At 72.5% G+C, this 17031-nt stretch carries 14 protein-coding genes; 2 read left to right on the forward strand and 12 right to left on the reverse strand.

Translation table 11 applies throughout. The features are described from left to right. Positions 1 to 42: 42 nt before the first annotated feature. Positions 43 to 267, reverse strand: coding sequence for a hypothetical protein (locus tag AC067A_RS16790; protein WP_479243438.1), 225 nt, complete (start codon positions 265 to 267; stop codon positions 43 to 45). Positions 268 to 395: 128 nt separating this feature from the next. On the opposite strand from AC067A_RS16790, the gene AC067A_RS16795 reads away from it, so the two are divergent. After that, a complete protein-coding gene (locus AC067A_RS16795) occupies positions 396 to 1487 on the forward strand; it encodes a M48 family metallopeptidase (RefSeq protein WP_478620496.1) in 1092 nt (363 codons plus the stop codon). On the opposite strand, the gene AC067A_RS16800 is transcribed toward AC067A_RS16795, so the two are convergent. From AC067A_RS16800 to AC067A_RS16830, 7 genes are all read right to left on the reverse strand, one after another. Continuing rightward, complete coding sequence (locus AC067A_RS16800) at positions 1472 to 2557, reverse strand: SCO2583 family membrane protein (protein WP_478620498.1); 1086 nt, start codon at positions 2555 to 2557, stop codon at positions 1472 to 1474. The genes AC067A_RS16795 and AC067A_RS16800 overlap by 16 nt on opposite strands. A 111-nt stretch (positions 2558 to 2668) precedes the next feature. Next, positions 2669 to 3229, reverse strand: coding sequence for an SCO2584 family spore wall biosynthesis protein (locus AC067A_RS16805; protein WP_478620501.1), 561 nt, complete (start codon positions 3227 to 3229; stop codon positions 2669 to 2671). Positions 3230 to 3305: 76 nt separating this feature from the next. Continuing rightward, positions 3306 to 4589: a glutamate-5-semialdehyde dehydrogenase gene (locus AC067A_RS16810; protein ID WP_478620503.1), complete on the reverse strand. Its 1284-nt coding sequence runs from the start codon at positions 4587 to 4589 to the stop codon at positions 3306 to 3308. Positions 4590 to 4695: 106 nt separating this feature from the next. Beyond that, positions 4696 to 5217: a hypothetical protein gene (locus AC067A_RS16815; RefSeq protein ID WP_478620506.1), complete on the reverse strand. Its 522-nt coding sequence runs from the start codon at positions 5215 to 5217 to the stop codon at positions 4696 to 4698. A 168-nt stretch (positions 5218 to 5385) separates the two neighbouring features. Further along, the gene (gene proB / locus AC067A_RS16820) at positions 5386 to 6489 is read right to left on the reverse strand and encodes a glutamate 5-kinase (protein ID WP_479243432.1); all 1104 of its coding nucleotides are present in this window, start codon (positions 6487 to 6489) and stop codon (positions 5386 to 5388) included. Between the two features lie 124 nt (positions 6490 to 6613). Next, complete coding sequence (locus tag AC067A_RS16825) at positions 6614 to 7114, reverse strand: GtrA family protein (protein WP_478620508.1); 501 nt, start codon at positions 7112 to 7114, stop codon at positions 6614 to 6616. Next, on the reverse strand, positions 7114 to 8109 hold the full coding sequence (locus AC067A_RS16830) for a glycosyltransferase family 2 protein (protein ID WP_017239297.1): 996 nt from the start codon (positions 8107 to 8109) through the stop codon (positions 7114 to 7116). The genes AC067A_RS16825 and AC067A_RS16830 overlap by 1 nt, the downstream gene beginning before the upstream one ends. Positions 8110 to 8360: 251 nt before the next feature. On the opposite strand from AC067A_RS16830, the gene AC067A_RS16835 reads away from it, so the two are divergent. Continuing rightward, entirely contained in the window at positions 8361 to 9971 is a 1611-nt protein-coding gene (locus AC067A_RS16835; RefSeq protein ID WP_478620511.1) for a hypothetical protein, read from the forward strand. Positions 9972 to 10031: 60 nt separating this feature from the next. Here the strand turns inward: AC067A_RS16835 and galE are convergent, their stop codons facing one another. The 4 genes from galE to AC067A_RS16855 form a co-directional block, all read right to left on the reverse strand. After that, the gene (galE, locus tag AC067A_RS16840; protein ID WP_478620513.1) at positions 10032 to 11024 is read right to left on the reverse strand and encodes a UDP-glucose 4-epimerase GalE; all 993 of its coding nucleotides are present in this window, start codon (positions 11022 to 11024) and stop codon (positions 10032 to 10034) included. 100 nt (positions 11025 to 11124) lie between these two features. Further along, positions 11125 to 12282, reverse strand: coding sequence for a glycosyltransferase (locus AC067A_RS16845; protein ID WP_478620515.1), 1158 nt, complete (start codon positions 12280 to 12282; stop codon positions 11125 to 11127). After that, complete coding sequence (locus AC067A_RS16850) at positions 12275 to 15058, reverse strand: bifunctional glycosyltransferase/CDP-glycerol:glycerophosphate glycerophosphotransferase (RefSeq protein ID WP_478620518.1); 2784 nt, start codon at positions 15056 to 15058, stop codon at positions 12275 to 12277. The genes AC067A_RS16845 and AC067A_RS16850 overlap by 8 nt, the downstream gene beginning before the upstream one ends. A 205-nt stretch (positions 15059 to 15263) precedes the next feature. After that, the gene (locus tag AC067A_RS16855; protein WP_478620521.1) at positions 15264 to 16901 is read right to left on the reverse strand and encodes a glycosyltransferase family 2 protein; all 1638 of its coding nucleotides are present in this window, start codon (positions 16899 to 16901) and stop codon (positions 15264 to 15266) included. Between the last annotated feature and the right edge of the window lie 130 nt (positions 16902 to 17031).

Consider the following 17031-nt stretch of genomic DNA (forward strand, 5'->3'; position numbering starts at 1 on the left):
GCGCACATCGTATGCGGGCCGTCCCGACGCGCTCACGCCGACTCAGGCCTTGGCGTCGTGGTCCGTGTCGCCGTCCGTACGGCTCGCGGGTCCGCCGGCCGTGTCGGCGGCGTCCGCGTCGTCGCCGCCGTAGCCGCGCAGCAGGAACCAGGCGAGCAGGGCGCCGCCCACGAGGGAGACGAGCAGCACGATCCGGAGTGTGTTCCCCAGACCTGGTGCGGCGGCGTCCGCGAGCAGGGCGGCTGCGACTTCGACGGTGTCCGGCATGTCGGTCGTGCTCCTAGGTCGTCCGTGGTGCCCGAGTTATCCCCAGGCTCCGGCACACCGTAACGCCAGCGCCTAGTCTGGGTTCAGTCAGGGGGACGAGCACCGACTCGTACGAACAGGGGGCATCCATGACCGAGAACGACCAGGGGAACGTGCCGAGCAGGCAGCGGAAGCGGTTCCCGGGCATCTCCTCGCGGGCCTACGAACATCCGGCCGACCGCTCGGCCCTGGTGGCCCTGCGGAAGCTCAGCGGCTTCGACACGGTCTTCAAGGCGCTCAGCGGCCTGTTGCCCGAGCGCAGCCTTCGACTCCTCTTCCTCTCGGACTCCGTCCGGGTGAGCGACGCCCAGTTCAGTCATCTCAACGACATGCTGCGGGACGCCTGTTACATCCTGGACCTGGAGAAGGTCCCGCCGATGTACGTGGCGCAGGACCCGAAGCCCAACGCCATGTGCATCGGCCTGGACGAGCCGATCATCGTGGTCACCACCGGCCTGGTGGAGCTCCTCGACGAGGAGGAGATGCGGGCGGTCGTCGGCCACGAGGTCGGCCACGCGCTCTCCGGCCACTCCGTGTACCGCACGATCCTGCTCTTCCTCACGGGTCTGGCGGTCAAGGTCGCCTGGATCCCGCTGGGGAACGTGGCGATCATGGCCATCGTGACGGCGCTGCGCGAGTGGTTCCGCAAGTCGGAGCTCTCCGCCGACCGGGCCGGCCTGCTGGTCGGGCAGGACGTGCAGGCCTCGATGCGCGGCCTGATGAAGATCGCCGGCGGCAACCACCTGCACGAGATGAACGTGGACGCGTTCCTCGCCCAGGCCGACGAGTACGAGAAGGCCGGGGACCTGCGGGACTCGGTCCTGAAGATCCTCAACGTGCTGCCGCGCACGCACCCGTTCACCACCGTCCGGGCGGCGGAGCTGAAGAAGTGGTCGGAGAGCCGCGACTTCCAGCGGATCATGGACGGGCACTACCCGAAGCGCTCGGAGGACAAGGACACCTCGGTCACGGACTCCTTCCGGGAGTCGGCCGGGCACTACGCCGAGACGGTGCGGACCAGCAAGGATCCGCTGATGAAGCTGGTCGGGGACATAGCCGGTGGCGCCGGTGACCTGGGCGGCCGGCTGCGCAACCGCTTCGGGGCCGGTCAGGGCCCCGGGAAGCCGGACGCCGGGGACCGGGGCACCGGCGGCGCCCCGGACGGTCAGAGCGAGGGCTGAGCGCTCGGCGCGAGGGCTCCGCAGAGCGAGGGCGCGGCGGGCCGGCCCGTGGCATACGGGTCGGTGACCGCCGGGCCACCACCGGTGTCGGGGACCCGCGCCCCGGCCAGGAGCGGCTTCAGCGAGCCGGTGGCGTCGGTTCCGCAGGCCTGCGGTCCGGCCTCGACGGTGCTGGTCAGCAGCTCGGCCCGGTGCAGGCGCAGGTCGTCGCGGTCGAAGCGGAAGTGCACCTGGCGGTGGACGGTGAAGAGGGACGCCGCGGCGACCGGCCCCGCGCCCTGCACGGCCGGGCGGAGCGCGTAGGTGTACGTGTGGTCGGCGGTCACGTCCAGCGTGTCGGGGCCGGTCTCCTCGAAGCGGAGGGTGCCCTGCACGCGGGTGGCGGGGTCGGCGACGACGGCCTGCCGGGGGTCGAAGCGGACGAGCCAGCCGGCGAGGGCGTGGCGGCCGTCGTCGACGGGTGACTCGATGCTCCGGTCGAACTGTTCCAGCTGGTCGGGGTCGAGCAGCAGCCGGACGGGCCGGACGGTCGACCCGGACAGGACGTCGGGCTCCAGGGAGGAGGCCACCAGGTAGTCCTTGGCGATGCCGAGGGCGGTGACGACCTGGCTCTCGGCGAAGTGGGAGGTGCGTCCGGCGACCGGCAGGTTGATGCCGGCGGCGCCGGTGCGGTATTCGGCAGCCGGGCTGCCCGCGAAGAGCCGGGAGGGCTCGCCGCCCGGGACCGGGCCCAGGGGGGCGAGGGGGACCACCGTGGTCCGCAGGGGCTCGGCCCGCTGGTCGACGGGGGGCAGGTAGGGGTTGCGGACGCCGAGGTAGATGGCGGTGCCGAAGGCGAGGAGGATCAGCAGGACCAGCATGGCCGCCTGGCGGGAACTGCTGCGGCCCTCCCAGGCGGAGGGGCGGTTCCGGACGGCCCGGGCGTGCTCGCCCATCCGCTCCTGGGCGGAGAACTCCTGGAGGCGGGCAGCGCGGACGAACGCCTCGTCGAAGACGACGGATCGGTACTCGTCCTCACCGCCGGGGAACCCCTCGGGTGTCCCCTCAGGCGGGTCGCCACGCCCTGCCATACCTTCAGGGTAGGTCCGCGGGGGCTTCGGTAAACGCCCAGGTACACGACAAGTTCGGAAGAATTCCGCCGTCAGGGTGTACCCGGCGTCGGCGGGGCCGGGCGGCGGCGGCTATTCGGGCGCGGCCGACCGGGCCGCGGGCGCGTGGGCCGCGGGCGGGGCGGGGAGCGGCTTCGGCGTGTCGACGCCGGTGGTGGCCGGCGGCGGGACCTGGTCGTCGCGGTTGTTCGCGGCGCCCCGGTAGACGGCGCTGAAGGCGAGGGCGACCATGCCGATCCCCATCACGAGGGCGAGGAGCCAGGCCACCGGGCGGTGCCAGCGGGCGGAGCCGCGGTAGGGGCGCAGGGCGCCGCCGTGGCGCCCGTAGGGGCTGGCGTCGTCGCCGACGTCGTCGGGCTCGTAGGTGAGGCCTACGGGGTCGTGGGCGTCCTCGTAGGGGTCGTCGTCGCCCGCTCCGACACCGGCGCGGGCGCGGGCCGCCTCGGCCTCCGCGCGGGCCTGGGCGGCGGCGAGGAGCCGCTCCACCGCCGTCGGCTCGTGGATGGTGGCGGCCCGTACGAAGTCCTCGTCGAACACCACGTCGGCGTAGACCTCGTCGGCGCCTCCGCGGTCGACACGGTCCTCGGGGTCCCCGCCGTCCTGGAACGGCTGGCCCCCCACGTCGTCCGGCACGGATTCAGAGTAGACCCGCGAGGTGGTTTTGGGCAGGGAGAGTGCGAACCCTCCCCGCCCGTACCGAAAGGTGGTGTTACCGCACGTGACCGTCACCGGTGACGATGTACTTGGTCGACGTCAGCTCGGGAAGACCCATGGGGCCGCGGGCGTGCAGCTTCTGGGTCGAGATGCCGATCTCGGCGCCGAAGCCGAACTGTCCGCCGTCCGTGAACCGGGTGGAGGTGTTCACGGCGACCGTGGTCGAGTCGACCAGCTGGGTGAAACGGCGGGCGGCGGCCTGCGAGGTGGTCACGATCGCCTCGGTGTGACCGGAGGACCACATCCGGATGTGCTCCACGGCCTTGTCGAGGGAGTCGACGACGGCGGCGGCGATGTCGTACGAGAGGTACTCGGTCTCCCAGTCCTCGGCGGTGGCCGGCACGACGGTGGCCTTGGAGCCCTCGGAGAGGGCGAGGACGCGCTCGTCGGCGTGGACGGTGACGCCGGCCTCGGCGAGGGCGGCGAGGGCCTTGGGCAGGAAGGCCTCGGCGACGTCCCGGTGGACGAGGAGGGTCTCGGCGGCGTTGCAGACGCTGACCCGCGAGGCCTTGGAGTTGAGGAGGATGTCGACGGCCATGTCGAGGTCGGTCTGGGCGTCGACGTAGACGTGGCAGTTGCCGGTGCCGGTCTCGATGACCGGCACGGTGGACTCCTCGACGACCGTCCGGATGAGGGAGGCGCCGCCGCGCGGGATGAGGACGTCGACGAGGCCGCGGGCGCGCATCAGCTCGCGGACGGACTCGCGGGACTCGCCGGGGACGAGCTGGATGGCGTCGGCGGGCAGTCCGGCGCCGCCGACGGCGTCGCGCAGGACGGTCACCAGGGCGGTGTTGGAGGCGTAGGCGGAGGAGGAGCCGCGGAGCAGGACGGCGTTGCCGGACTTGAGGCAGAGCGCGGCGGCGTCGACGGTGACGTTGGGGCGGGCCTCGTAGATGATGCCGACGACGCCGAGCGGCACGCGGACCTGGCGCAGGTCGATGCCGTTGGGGAGGGTCGAGCCGCGGACGACCTCGCCGACGGGGTCGGGCAGGGCGGCGACGTCGCGGACGTCGGCGGCGATGGCCCGGACGCGCTCGGGCGTGAGGGTGAGCCGGTCGATGATGGCCTCGCTGGTCCCGGCTTCGCGGGCCTTGGCGATGTCCTCGGCGTTGGCCTCGACGATCTCGGCGGTGCGCACTTCGAGGGCGTCCGCGATCGCCAGCAGGGCGTCGTCCTTGGCCGCGCGCGGGAGTGGCGCGATTTCGGCGGCGGCGCCACGGGCGCGGTACGCGGCCCGGGCGACCGGGGAGAGGTTGTCGAGGGGCGTGAGCGAGGTCATGTCCGCAGGGTACTGGCACCGCTGCGGACATCCCTCACGTATCCCGCACTCCGAGACATGGCCCGCCATGTGGACGCGCCCCGCTTCCGGGCCGGGGCGCCGGTGCTCAGTAGGGGTGGACGCCGACCGGGGCGGCCGGCGGCGGGCCGTAGCCCTCCGCGATCCGCTGGTGGTAGGTCTCGCGGTCGATGACCTCCAGGCCGACGATCTCCCAGGGCGGCAGTTTGGCGGTCTGCCGGTGCTCGCCCCAGAGGCGCAGGGCGACGGCCGCGGCGTCGTGCAGGTCGCGGGCCTCCTCCCAGTAGCGGATCTCGGCGTGGTCGTTGGCGTAGCGGCTGGTCAGCAGGAAGGGGTGGTCGTGGGCGAGCTGCTCGAGCCCGCGGCGGACCTCCTTCAGCGGCGACTCCACGCCCGAGACGCTGAGGGTGATGTGCCAGAGCTTGGACTCGGGCTGCTCCTTGCCGCGTACCTCACGTGTCTCGCGTGACCCTCGCGTCTCGGTCGTGGTCTCGGTCTTCCTGTCCGTCGACCTGTCCCGTACCTCGTCGAAGTCGGCTCCGGCCTCGACACTGGTCAGGGCGCGTTCGGCAGTCCCGCGGGGCGGTGCCCCAGGGCGCGCTCGTCTCACCGGCGGCCTCCTGTGTGATGCGTGTGGTGCTGTACCCCGCCTTGTCTTACCCCCGAGACAAAGTTGACCAGTCCGAGGCGGCAGATGGGGCGGTTTTGGTAAACGTCCCTTCCGGATGGCCGGACTTTCAGCCGTTTCGGCGTGGTCCGTCGACCGGGCGTGGGACGGTCAGCCGATGACGACGAGGTCGTCGCGGTGCACGACCTCGCGTTCGTACTCGGGTCCGAGGTCCCCGGCCAGTTCGCGGGTGGACCGGCCGAGCATCCGGGGGAGTTCCTTGGCGTCGAAGTTGACGAGGCCGCGGGCGACGGCCCGGCCGGCGGTGTCGCGCAGCTCGACCGGGTCACCGGCGACGAAGTCGCCCTCGACGGCGGCGACACCGGCCGCGAGCAGGGACTTCTTGCCCTCGACCACGGCGCGCACGGCCCCGTCGTCGAGGGTCAGGGAGCCCTGCGGGGTGGAGGCGTGGGCGAGCCAGAGGAGCCGGTCGGCGGAGCGGCGGCCGGTGGCGTGGAAGTAGGTGCCGGTGTCGCGGCCGGCGAGGGCGTCGGCGGCACGGCTGGCGGAGGTGAGGACGACGGGGATGCCGGCGGCGGCGGCGATCCGGGCGGCCTCGACCTTGGTGACCATGCCGCCGGTGCCGACGCCGGCCTTGCCCGCCGCGCCGATCTCGACGTGGGCGATCGACTCGGGACCGGTGACCTGCGCGATCCGGGACGTGCCGGGCTTGGCCGGGTCGCCGTCGTACAGCCCGTCGACGTCGGAGAGGAGGACCAGCAGGTCGGCGCGGACGAGGTGGGCGACGAGCGCGGCGAGCCGGTCGTTGTCGCCGAAGCGGATCTCGTCCGTGGCGACGGTGTCGTTCTCGTTGACGACGGGCAGCGCGCCCATCGCCAGGAGCTGGTCGAGCGTCCGGTAGGCGTTGCGGTAGTGCGCGCGGCGGCTGGTGTCGTCGGTGGTGAGGAGGACCTGGCCGACCCGGACGCCGTAGCGGGCGAAGGAGGCGGTGTAGCGGGCGACGAGGAGGCCCTGGCCGACGCTGGCGGCGGCCTGCTGGCGGGCGAGGTCCTTGGGGCGGCGGGTGAGGCCGAGGGGGGCGAGGCCCGCGGCGATGGCGCCGGAGGAGACGAGGACGATCTCCTTCTCGCCGCCGCTGCGGACCTTGGCGAGTACGTCGACGAGGGCGTCGACGCGGTCGGCGTCGAGGCCTCCGGACGCGGTGGTGAGGGAGGAGGAGCCGACCTTGACGACGATCCTGCGGGCCTCCGTCACGTACTGCCTCGTCACGTCCGTCTGTCCCGTCACCTGCGTTGCCACCTGCGTCGTCCTCACTCGGCCTCGCGGCCTCACCCGGCTGTCCACGGCCGCGCGCTCCCCGCCACGGCTGCCAGGCAATCTACGCGAGCCGGGAGCGCCGCCGCTCGTCCGTTTCGCTTCCTGGACCGGACTCGGCGGGGGCCTGCCGGGCGTTCCGGGGCAGCAGGATCCGCTGGGAGACGAGGTAGGTGAAGGGGATGGCGACGACGGCGGCGACGAGCGGCGCGATCCTGTCGTCCATCCCGGCCCAGGTGACGAGGGCGTAGAGACCGACGCTCTGCACCAGGTAGTTGGTGACGTTGGTGAGCGGGAAGAGGGCGAACTTCTTCCAGGTCGGGCGGGTGCGGTAGGTGAAGTAGGTGTTGAGGAAGAAGGAGCCGACCATGCTGAGGAGGAAGGCGAGGGAGTAGGCGGCGAAGTACGGCATCCACGGGTGGAGCAGCAGGTAGCACCCGAAGAACGTGCCGGTGTTGACCCCGCCGACCAGGGCGAACCGGAGTATCTGGGCGAGGCGCGCGCGGCGCGTCGAAGGCGCCGCCGCGTCGCCCTCGACGGGCGGGTCGCCCCCGTCCGCCGCCATCAGCGCTCCCGGTCCGCGGTCACCACGCGGATCCGCTCGGCGGCGGCGCGTTCGGCCGCCGCGCGGCCGAAGGAGCGGTGGGTCTCCTTGACGAGGAAGTGCGGCCGGCGCTTGGTCTCGTAGTAGATGCGGCCGATGTACTCGCCGATCAGTCCCAGCATCACCATCTGCACGCCTCCGAGTCCCACGATGATCGCCACCAGGGTGACGTAACCGGGGGCGGTGACGCCCTGGGTGAGGGCGGCCGCGGTCACCCAGACCGCGTAGAGGACGGCGAGGCCGCTGAGCGTCATCCCGAGCCAGAGGGCGATGCGCAGGGGGCGGTTGTTGAAGGAGATCAGCCCGTCCATGCCGTAGTTGAGCAGGGAGCTGAACTTCCACTTCGTCTCGCCGCCCTCGCGTGCGGCGTTCTGGTAGTCGAACGTGACGGTGTCGAAGCCGATCCAGGAGAAGAGGCCCTTGGAGAAGCGGTTGTACTCGGGCAGCGACAGCAGCGCGTCGACGGCGGGGCGGGAGAGCAGCCGGAAGTCCCCGACGCCGTCGGTGAGTTCGACGTCGACCCAGCGGTTGACCGCCCGGTAGTACACCCGGCTGAGCGCCGAGCGGAGCTTCTTGTCGCCCTCTCGGGTGCGCCGGGCCATGACCTGGTCGTGGCCCTGGTGGTAGAGGTCGAGCATCCGGGCGAGCAGCTCGGGCGGGTGCTGGAGGTCGGCGTCCATGATGACCACGGCGTCGCCGGTGGACTTGCGGAGGCCCGCGAGCATGGCGGCCTCCTTGCCGAAGTTGCGGCTGAAGGAGGCGTACTGGGTGCGGTGCGGGTGCCGGGCGGCGATCTCGCGCAGCTTGCCCAGCGTTCCGTCGGAGCTGCCGTCGTCCACGTAACAGATCTCGTAGCCGACCGGGAGGGTGTCGAGCACCTGTCGCATCCGGGCGTCGAACCGCTCGACGACGTCCTCCTCGTTGTAGCAGGGGACGACGACGGAAAGCCTGGTCATGGAACGGTCACTCCAGAGGGATGGGCGAGAGTACGTCCTGAAGGACCGCCATCGAGCTCGTCTTCGAGCGGCCCGGCCACGGTACGGAGCGGCGGTGACGACCGTGCGTCGCCCGAGTGACCGCCCCCGGTCGGCATGTCGTCCATGCAGCAAAGCATGCGGGGAAGATATTGATATACGTGGCATTTTCACCCATTCGTCACCCATTAGGACGACGTGCCACGGACCGTGGCCGGCTGGAGCGATGACCGTTGGACAGGACGACCGCCTCGGAGCACGGCGACGCACCGGCGCACGACGACGAAGGGGAGGACGACGGCACGCGCGGGGACGGCCTGCGGCGCGCGGCCTCCGGGGTCGCGCTCGTCGTCGCCGCCGCCTCGGCGGCGCTCCTCGCGGTGGGCGCCTTCCTCGGCCTCTACGTGCGCCCCACCTCCGACGACTGGTGCGCCCTCTGGAAGACCCGGGACATGGGCGTCCTGGGCATCACCGCCGACTTCTACAGCACCCAGAACGGACGCGTCACCAACGCCTTCCTGACCGGCCTGATCTACTCCGGCGACATGCGGGGCCCGAAACTGCTGCCCGCCCTGCTCGTGGTCGCGCTCGTCGGCGGCCTCTTCCTCCTCGGCCGCGCGGCCCTGCGCGCCCTGGGCCTCCCCCGGCCGCGCGCCGCGCTGCTCGCGGCCGCGGCACTGCTCGCGGCCCTGCTGTTCTTCGCCGGCACCCGCTCGTACCAGGTGCTGCTCTGGGCGCCGGCGACCGTCTCCCACACCCTGCCGAGCGTGATCGGGCTCTGGGCCGTCCTCGCGGCCGTCGCCGCCGCGCGCGGCGGTCCGCGGTGGGCCCGGAGCGCGGCGGTGGGATCCGCGCTGGTGACGGGGGTGGCGCTCGGCATGCTCAGCGAGCCCTTCACCCTGGTGGCCGGGCTGCTCGCCGCCACCGCCGGCGTCCTCTGTCTGCCGCGGCTCGGCTGGGCCGGGGACCGGTACGTCTCCACCTGGTGCGCGGCCGCCTGCCTCGGGCTCGGCATCGGTCTCACCCTGCTCTTCACCTCGCCTGGCGCCCGCTGGCGGCGCGCCCAGCACCCCCAGGAACCGCTGTCGCTGGCCGGGCTCGGGGACACCTTCCACGACTGGTGGCGCGTCTGGCAGACGATCGGCGGCCAGGGCGCGTACGCCGGTGCCGTCGCCGTCGGCGCCCTCCTCGGCCTGGCACTGGCCGCGGCCCGGCCGCGCACGGACCGGACGGCGCGGACAGGCCGTACCGAGCGCCCGGGCCCCTCACACCGCGCGGGCGGCCGCGACCGTCCCGCCGGTCTCCCCCCGCGCCGGCTCTTCCTCGTCGTGGTGGTCCTGCCGGTCCCGCTGGTCATGCTCGCCGGCCTGGCCGTCGTCCACGGGCTGCGCAGCGGCTACGGGGACACCGGTTGGACCTACGGCCGCACCTGGACGAACTTCCTGTTCCCGCTGCTGCTCGCCCTCTGCGCGTACGGGGCGTGGGGCGGCCACCTGCTGGGCCGGCGCCTCCTGGCACCCGTCCCGCGCCCCGCGGGACGCGCCGCCGCCCTGGTCGCGGCGGGCGCGGTCGCCCTCGGCAGCGCGGCCGCCCTGGTGCAGCCGGTGCACGAGCTGACCACGACCACGGTGGTGCGGAGCGTCGCCTGGGACCGCCAGAACGCCCGCATCCGGAGCGAGGTCGCGGCGGGCGCCCGGAACGTCGCCTACCAGCCGCTCCTCATCGGCGGCCTCAGCGAGCCCCTGTTCGCCTCCTCGTACGAGCGCGACTGGGCGGCGCGGTGCACGGCCACGTACTACCGCGTGGACCGGATCCACCGGCCCCGGGGACAGGACAGGCCCTGAGGCACGCGGAAGCGGGGTGCCCCCGTGGGGACACCCCGCTGTGCCGGTGGGCCGGCCGCGTCAGCCGGCGGCGCGGGCCGCGCGGTTCGCGCCCCAGCCCTCCCAGGCGGAACTGATCATGGAGCGGACGTCGTGCTGCGCCTTCCAGCCGAGCTCCGACTCGATGCGCTCCGCCGAGGCGACCACGCGCGCCGGGTCGCCGGGGCGACGCGGGGTGACCAGGGGCTCGACGCTGTGACCGGTGATCTCGTTGATCAGGTTCACCATCTCGCGCACCGACACGCCCTCGCCGCGCCCGATGTTCAGGGTCAGCGTGGCCGTCTCGCCGGCCTCGCCCGCCGAGACGAGCGCGCGGGCCGCGGCCAGGTGCGCGTCGGCGATGTCGGCGACGTGGATGTAGTCGCGGATGCAGGTGCCGTCCGGCGTCGGGTAGTCGTCGCCGAAGATGCGCGGGGACTCGCCGGCGTCGAGGCGCTCGAAGACCATCGGCACCAGGTTGAAGACACCGGTGTCGGCGAGCTCGGGGGCGGCGGCGCCCGCCACGTTGAAGTACCGCAGGCAGGCGGTGGACAGGCCGTGGGCCTGGCCGACGGCGCGCGCCATCCACTCGCCGACGAGCTTGGTCTCGCCGTACGGGCTGAGGGGCAGGCACTCGGTGTCCTCGGTGACGAGGTCGACGTCGGGCATGCCGTAGACGGAGGCGGACGAGGAGAAGAGGAAGCTCTTCACGCCCGCGGCGACCGCCGCGTCGAGGATGACCTGGAGGCCCGTCACGTTCTCGTGGTAGTAGAACAGCGGCTTCTCGACGGACTCGCCGACCTGCTTCTTGCCGGCCAGGTGGACGATGCCCTTGATCCGGTGCTCGCGCAGCACCCGGTCGAGGAACGCGCGGTCGAGGACCGTGCCCTGCTCCAGGACGATGCCGTCGGGGATGCGCGCGGGGTTGCCGGTGCTGAGGTCGTCGACCACGACGACGTGCTCGCCGCCCTCGGTCATTGCTTTGACGACGTGGGAACCGATGTAACCGGCGCCGCCGGTGATGAGCCAGGTCATTCGGACAGTGTAGCCACAGCCCCCGAACCGCCCGGGGCGCGCGGAAGCCCCGCCCGGCACGGGGCCGGGCGGGGCTTCCGGACGGGCTGCCCGACGGGAGCTAGCGATCGATCTCCTCGAACGCCGCCTCCCACTGGTCCAGGACGTGCGGCAGTGCCAGGTGCGCGACGTGCTCCCGGCCGGCGCTGCCGTAGCGCTGCCGCAGGGCGTCGTCGTCCATGAGCTCGCCGAGCGCGGCGGCGAGGCCCGGCACGTCGGCCGGCGGCACCAGGGTGCCGGTGACACCGTCCGCGACGAGCTCCCGGACGCCGCCGGAGACGTCGAAGCTCACACAGGGCACACCACAGGCGGCGGCCTCGGCCAGCGCCATCGGGCGGCCCTCCCGCTCGCTGCTGATCGCGACGATCGACAGCTCGCGGTAGGCGGCGGCCATGTCCTTGGCCGTACCCCGGAAGACGACCTGGTCGGTGACGCCGAGGTCGGCGGCGGTCATCCGCAGCTCGCTCTCCAGCGGGCCCTCGCCGAAGAGGTGCAGCTCCCAGCCCTCGCGGCCCTGGTGGGCCTGCGCGAAGGCCTCGATCATCCGGTCGTACCGCTTTATCGGGTCGAGACGGCCGACCGCGCCGATCTTCCGGGTGTCGAGCGGGGCCTTCTCGTCCGGGTAGAACGGCAGCGGGTTCGGCATGACCCGCACGTTCGGCACGCGCTGGTTGACGAACTCGACCGCGTCGCCCTCGGAGAGGACCAGGGTCTGCTCCAGTTCCGGGTAGTGACGCCGGATCAGCGACAGGTTGGCGCTGCGCTTGGCCTGCGCGAAGGACTCGTGGTACTGCCCGATGCCCTTCAGGTGCCGCCACTTCAGCGGCATGATCCAGTCCACCGCCCACGGCGAGCCGAAGACGATGTAGCCGTCCTTCACCTCGGCGAGCTTCCGCTCGATGTCCGCGCGCGCGGCGTCCCGCTCGGCACGGGTCCGCCGGGTCTCGGCGCGGCGCGCCAGGCTGAGCCGGTCGCCGACCGTGCGCACGGGCGCCTTGGGCTCGACGGGGGCCGCGTAGAGCGTCGAGTGCCGGTACGAGCGCTCGGCGTTGTACGGGAAGGGCTCGGGGCTCGGACGGATGCCGATCAGCTCCACCCGGTGACCGCGCTCTCCCATGCCCTGGGCCAGGGTGTGCAGCACCCGCTGGGATCCGCCCATCGAGTCGACGTCGATACCGACGAAGAACACGTTCTTACGGGCAGGAGAGGCCTCAGTCATGGGTGCCGCCTTCGAAAAAAGCGTCGACCACCATCTTGCTGGCGTGGCCGGTCTCGTACGAGCAGAACATTTCCTGGAAGCGCGCGTACCGCTGCGCGTGCCGCTCCTGGACGCCGTCCAGGTCCTGCACGGCGGCCGCGAGGTCCTCGGTGGTCGTCAGCATCGGCCCGGGCGCGATCTCCTCGAGGTCGTAGTACGTGCCCCGGTCACCGCCCCGGTAGGCCTCGTAGTCGTCCGTGTAGAGCAGGATCGGACGGCCGGTGTTGGCGTAGTCGAACATCAGCGACGAGTAGTCCGTGAGGACCGCGTCCGACAGCAGCATCAGGTCGTTGATGTCGGCGAACGTCGACCCGTCGCGGAGGAAGTGACCCAGCTCCGGGGCGATCTTGAACCGGTCGTACGGGTGGGTGCGCACGACGACGACCCACTCGTCGGACAGGTACGGGGCCAGCTCCTCGAAGTCCACCCGGACCGACTGGCCCGTGCGGCGGGCCGCGTCGCGGAACGTCGGGGCGTAGAGCAGCACCTTGCGGTCGGCCGGGATGTGCAGCGCCTCACGGGCGGCGGCGACCCTGGCCTGCTGCTCCGGCTCGGCCCAGCGCACCAGCACGTCGTTGCGCGGGTAGCCGGAGCGGATCAGGTCGGCCGAGACCTCGAAGGCCGGCACGAAGGTCCGCTCGAACTCGGCGCTCGGGCAGACCAGCGCGTCCCAGCGGGCCACGCCCGCCCGGAACGCCTCCTGCTCGGCGGCCGGCGCCTGGCGCAGCGACGGCACGTCGAAGCCCATCGCCTTGAACGTCTGCCCGTGCCACGTCTGCAGGTACCGGGTGCCCTTCGGCTTCGGGTACAGGTACGGCAGGTTGTGGGAGTCCACCCAGTAGGTGGCCCGGGCCAGCGCGCGGCCGTACGCGAAGCTGCCGCGCCGGACGACCGGGACGTCCTTCGGGAACGAGGCACGGTTGCCGGAGTACACCCAGACCACGTCGATCGGGAGGTTCCGGCGCTTGAGCTCCTCGTAGATGTACCGCGGGTTGTCCGCGTAGCCGCGGCCCTCCATCGCCTCGAAGACGGCGAGGCTGCGCTTGCGCGGCAGCTTGGAGACGACGTCGTACGCCGTGGCCTTGCCCTCGTTGCCGACGAGGATCTTCTTGACCTTGCCGACCTTGTCCTTCGCCTTGCGGGCGTAGGGGCCGAGCGGTTCCAGCGTCTTGAGGACGCCGGACCGCTGCCAGGTCACCTCGAGCCGTCCGGCGCCCTTCTGCTCCGCCTTGACGCGCAGGTAGTGGATGCCGAACTTGTGGTACGTCACGGTGGCGCGGAAGTCGGGCTGGTCGTGCTCGGCCAGCAGAACGTCCGTGCGGTGGGCGCCGTCGCGCTCCAGGGCGATCACCGGGTGCCGGCGGGTCGCGACGCCGACCTTGCCGACGGGCACCTTGCGCAGGTCGACCTCGGCCTTGGACACGTACTGCCCGTCGCCGTCGGGACGGAGGACCAGCGGCACGGACAGCGGCTTCTTGTGGGCGGCCAGCTTGACCGTGGCCACGGTGCCGTCGGTGATCAGACCGGACGGGTCGTACGTGCGGACCTCCAGGCACAGCACCGGGCCGCGCATCTTCACGGAGGTCAGCTCGTGGCGGAGGCGTCCGCTGGCGAGGACCTGGCGGCGCATGTGCCACTCGCTGATGTCCAGCTCGCGGCGGCTCGCGTCGTCCGCGGGGGTCTCGGCGCCCCAGTAGGTGGCCTCGCCCTCCTCGGTGATGAAGCGGGGGGCGAGCTGCGGGCGGCCCAGCTGGCGGGCGGCGACCTGGAGCTCCGCCAGGCGGCCGGTGCGCAGCAGGTGGATGCAGACGCGCTCCTCGCGGGAGAGCCGGGCGTAGGTCTCGTCGGAGATCTCGTCCAGGTACGGGTTCACCACGTCGGCGAACTCGGCGATCCACTCCAGGTCGCGGAACGGCAGGTCGCCCAGGTACAGGCGGAAGTCGTGGCGGAGGAACTTGTAGTCCTTCTCCGCCCGCAGCGCGCCGCGGCCGTTCTCCTCGAACCAGGTGTCGATGAGCCGGGCCACGCCGATGCGGTCCGCGACGTTCTGGATCTTGTGCCGGCTGGAGGAGATGGAGACGCTCTCCGGCGCGAGGCGCCAGGTGTACACCGGCCACGGGACGACGGCGAAGGACTCCGCGAGCGAGAAGGCCTGCGCGGAGAACAGCTGGTCCTCGTAGTGGATGCCCTCGGGGAAGGTGAGGGCGTTGTCCCGGATGAAGGAGGTCCGGTAGAGCTTGTTCGTCGACAGGTGGTCGAAGAAGTACTCGGGGCGCTCGGCGATGCCGTTGACGACCCGGCGCTCGGTGAAGAGGTGCGGGTACCAGAGGCCCGTGGTGTTCGTCTCCTCGAAGAGACGGGTCACCTCGCCGGTGACGAAGTCGACACCGGTCTCCTCGGCGACGAGCAGCAGGCTCTTGCAGGCGTGACGCGGCAGCTCGTCGTCGCTGTCCAGGAACATGATGTGCGGGGCCCGCGCGACCTCGACACCACGGTTGCGGGGTGCGCTGCAGCCGCCGCTGTTCTGCTCCAGCCGCACGTAGCGCACGCGCGGGTCGGAGGCCTCCAGAGAACGCGCGACGCGCTCGGTGCCATCGGTCGAACAGTCGTCGGCGATGATCACTTCGAGGTTGTTCAGGGTCTGGTCGAGCACCGACCGGACCGCTCGCGGGAGCCGTTCCTCATCGTTGTAGACGATGATGACGACGCTCACATCAGGGACGTCGCTAGTCGGCATCCAAGTCCTCTCACAAGTGCGTGCGGCGAATCCGGCGCCTTACCGACCCGCCACGGCGCTGCCCGCGCCCTGGGTCACGGCGCGTCGCGGCTTCAGTGGTGTCGGGTGCCGCCACAGCGAGTCCGGTCGGCGCCACCCAGCGACCGGCAAGACTACCGGCGGGATGAATTGTTCCATAATTGCTCCGCCGCACCTTCGGTGATGTTCACCGCATCGCGAGGAGCCTCCTGAATCGCCCCGACAGCACCTGGCGGGCGCCCACGGCACCTCCCGCGAGGCGGAGGACCAGCCCGCGCCGTGCCGAGGCCACCACCTGGACGAGCAGGGGCCGGCCCAGCCGGCCGACGACGACGCCCCGCCGCCCGGCGAACCCCTGCGGCGCCCTCACCTCGGCCCTTCCGGTCGAACCGTCCGCGTAGCGCAGTTCGGCGTGCAGCGACCAGGCGGCGAGCCGGCCGGGGCGGAGCAGCTTCGCGGTCGGCACCCGCACGGTGGCGGTCCAGCCCTCACCGGCGGGCTCCAGCGGCGCCTCGACCGGCAGTTCCGCGGCGGACACCCGTTCGGTGAACTCCACCCTTACGGCGGTGGGGCGCAGCGCGCCGACCCGGCCGTACAGGTCGTGCACCGTCAGGGTCAGCCGGGTCGTCCCGCCGACGGAGACGACGCCGTCCACGGCGACCGGCAGGTCGGCGGGCGTCAGCTCCGCCAGACCCTCCAGCGGTACGTCGGCGGGGGCGGCGGCCAGCACCGGGGTGCCGTCCTCGGCGCGCGGGTACGGGGGGACGAGCCGGGGGCTCGGGGCGGCCAGCTCGACGAACCGGCTCAGCTCGCGGCCCTCGGGCGCGGCGGCCAGGGCCGTGAGCGCACCGTGCAGCCAGCGGGACGGCGCCTGTGCCCCGGCGACGGCGGCGGCGTCGAATCCGGCCAGGTGGGCGCGGGTGGCAGTCCACCAGTCGGCGCGGTAGGCGGCGGTCCGCTGCGGCAGCTCGCGCAGGTACATGGGGAGGTCGTAGTCGAGGAACTTCGTCTGCGCGGCGAGCGCGAGCGCGGGGCGGTCCGCGGCGCGGAACACGTCGACGACGGCGGCGTGCGCGGCGATCCGGTGCTCCCAGTTGGCCAGGGACGCGCGGCGCAGCGAGATCGAGAGGGTCGCGGCCTGACGCCGCACGTGCCACACGTACACCGGCACGTCGGTCACGGCCAGGCGCGGGGCGGCGGCCTGGACACGGGCGCTGAAGACGAAGTCCTCGTAGTGGAAGGCGCCGTCGGGGAAGCGGATCGCGTGCGCGTCGAGGAAGTCGCGGCGGTACAGCTTGTTGACGGAGAGGGTGTCGAGGACGAACTCGGGGTGTTTCTCGATGCCTTCGAGGACGGTGCCCGGGAGCGTCGCGCCCTGGGAGACGTCGTACAGCGAGGGCGCCCACACCGTCTCGCGGCCCTCGGGCAGCTCGCGCCGCACGCAGACGCCGGCGACGACGTCCGCGCGCTGCTCCGCGGCGACGGCGAGCAGCCCGTCGACGGCGCCGGGCATCAGGAGGTCGTCGCTGTCGAGGAACAGGACGTAGGGGTGGACCGCGGCGGCGATGCCGTCGTTGCGGGGCGTGCCGCAGCCGCCGCTGTTCTCCTCGCGGATCAGCGGCCGCACCCGCGGTTCGTCCCCGAATCCGGCGAGCACGCCGGGCGTGTCGTCCCCGGAGGCGTCGTCGACGACGACGACCTCACCGACCGCGTCGCCCTGCGCCAGGGCGGATCGGATCGCGTCGCCGACGCGCGCCGCGTCGTTGTAGGCGATCACGACGACACTGACACGGTCCTGGACCCGCGGGGCGACACTCTCGTTCACCCGAGAATCGTACGGGAGCCCCTTCCCCGGCCGGCCCGCCCCCGAACCACCGGGGACGGGTGCGGGACGACCCGGGCCCCAGCCGCGCCGGGTGGCCGCGCCGGACGCCGTCCGGGCGACCGGCGCACCC

Source organism: Streptomyces sp. NPDC043176 (assembly GCF_056436715.1).

Bases quoted from the DNA above. Each gene is read 5' to 3' on its own strand.
- AC067A_RS16800 (WP_478620498.1), bottom strand. From the start codon at position 2,557: ATGGCAGGGCGTGGCGACCCGCCTGAGGGGACACCCGAGGGGTTCCCC.
- AC067A_RS16795 (WP_478620496.1), top strand. From the start codon at position 396: ATGACCGAGAACGACCAGGGGAACGTGCCGAGCAGGCAGCGGAAGCGG.
- AC067A_RS16790 (WP_479243438.1), bottom strand. From the start codon at position 267: ATGCCGGACACCGTCGAAGTCGCAGCCGCCCTGCTCGCGGACGCCGCC.
- AC067A_RS16845 (WP_478620515.1), bottom strand. From the start codon at position 12,282: ATGACTGAGGCCTCTCCTGCCCGTAAGAACGTGTTCTTCGTCGGTATC.
- galE (WP_478620513.1), bottom strand. From the start codon at position 11,024: ATGACCTGGCTCATCACCGGCGGCGCCGGTTACATCGGTTCCCACGTC.
- AC067A_RS16830 (WP_017239297.1), bottom strand. From the start codon at position 8,109: ATGACCAGGCTTTCCGTCGTCGTCCCCTGCTACAACGAGGAGGACGTC.
- AC067A_RS16810 (WP_478620503.1), bottom strand. From the start codon at position 4,589: ATGACCTCGCTCACGCCCCTCGACAACCTCTCCCCGGTCGCCCGGGCC.
- AC067A_RS16850 (WP_478620518.1), bottom strand. From the start codon at position 15,058: ATGCCGACTAGCGACGTCCCTGATGTGAGCGTCGTCATCATCGTCTAC.
- AC067A_RS16825 (WP_478620508.1), bottom strand. From the start codon at position 7,114: ATGGCGGCGGACGGGGGCGACCCGCCCGTCGAGGGCGACGCGGCGGCG.